Annotated in this window: 2 protein-coding genes; both read left to right on the top strand. The window is 64.2% G+C overall.

Annotated elements, in window-relative coordinates; all coding sequences use genetic code 11:
* Positions 1-146, top strand: a 146-nt coding sequence (locus AC1DYK_RS35455) for an NAD(P)(+) transhydrogenase (Re/Si-specific) subunit beta (protein ID WP_478169691.1), incomplete at its 5' end; no start/stop codon positions are given.
* 228 nt (positions 147-374) lie between these two features.
* Positions 375-772: CoA-transferase (locus AC1DYK_RS35450; RefSeq protein WP_478170532.1), on the top strand; the 398-nt coding region annotated here is incomplete at its 3' end.

The raw sequence follows: 772 nt of genomic DNA, 5'->3' as shown, positions 1-772 counted from the left end.
AGGCCAAGACGGTGATCGTGAACAAGCGTTCCATGGCCGCGGGCTACGCCGGGCTGGACAACGAACTGTTCTACATGGACAAGACCATGATGGTCTTCGGCGACGCCAAGAAGGTGGTCGAGGACATGGCCAAGGCCGTCGAGTAGCTCCAGTCGCCGCGCGCTCCTCCCGTGCCGATCCTCTCTGGCATCAAAATGGTACTATCAGTAGTATGATGGTATAAAAATCGCTCGGCATGAAAGGCGACATCGCCCTCGTTCCGAGGCTGTGAAGAAGCAGGAGTCAACATGGACGCTACGACCTTAATTCGAACCGGGGAAGCATGCGCAGCGACCGGAATGGCCGGCTGCACCGCGAGCGAGATCTTGTGCGTCATGAGCGCGCGCCTGCTCAAGGACGGGCAGATCGTCTTCGCCGGCGTGGGCGTGCCGATCCTGGCCGCGACGCTGGCCCAGGGCCTGGGCTGCCCCGGCCTGACCATCCTGTTCGAAGGCGGCGTCATCGGCCCGAGGGTCGAGCCGGGCCGGCTGCCGCCCTCGACCGCCGAGCAGCGCTGCACCAAGGGCGCCAACATGGTGCTGAGCAGCACCGACGTGATGCTGCTGCTGCAGCGCGGCTACGTGGACGTCGGCTTCATGGGGGGCGCGCAGATCGACAAGTACGGCAACCTGAATTCGTCCTACATCGGCAACCCGGCCCACCCGAAGACGCGGCTGCCGGGCACCGGCGGCGGCAACGACATCTCGAGCCTGACGAACATGATCGTCGCCAT

The sequence above is a fragment of the Variovorax sp. P2_H12 genome (assembly GCF_056403395.1).
Note: the sequence above shows the minus strand (reverse complement) of the source record. Positions and strands in the feature narration are given on the sequence as shown.